Source organism: Phocaeicola intestinalis (assembly GCF_014837065.1).
Classification (GTDB): domain Bacteria; phylum Bacteroidota; class Bacteroidia; order Bacteroidales; family Bacteroidaceae; genus Phocaeicola; species Phocaeicola intestinalis.
The window spans coordinates 1-506 of the sequence record NZ_JACSPP010000162.1; the positions used below are offsets into that span (position 1 = coordinate 1).

Below are 506 nucleotides of genomic sequence, written 5' to 3' on the forward strand. Positions count from 1 at the left end.
TTTTGGATTTACGCAAAGAAACAAAATTATTCTGAAAGGGACAATAAAAAGGCGGCTCAAAAGAACCGCTTTTTTATTTATCACCTCTGCTCTTGGTACTGAAAAATGAGATACGTTCATAAAAGTACGCCTGCAATGGCTACGGTGACTAATTGCTTATCCGCAAGCTTATGAGTCCTCGCATAATCCTAATATACCAGGACTGCAGTCCTAATACATATAGGACTCCAGTCCTGATGCGTGAAAACAACAGTCCCAGTATGTCAGGACTGGGAAAGGATTGTATTAACTCCATTTAATCAGGTTGTTAAGACGGTTGATAAACATTAACCTACTTTCCAGTCCTCCACCGTCCCCGTTTCGGAAGAGAAGTTCACACCTATTTTATATAAGGTGCGCGGGTCGGCTTCGTAGGGTCGGGCATAGCCCTTCGCCTCTATCTGCGCCAAAGCCTCGTCCGCCGTGCCGTCGCGCTTGAATTCGAAAATATAAATGTAGTCATCCGT

General features: G+C 44.1%; 1 protein-coding gene. It reads right to left on the reverse strand.

What is annotated here, in order from left to right; translation table 11 throughout:
- Nucleotides 1–326: 326 nt before the first annotated feature.
- Nucleotides 327–506 (reverse strand): PD-(D/E)XK nuclease domain-containing protein (locus H9625_RS17520; RefSeq protein WP_191765619.1); only part of this gene is annotated, 180 nt, incomplete at its 5' end.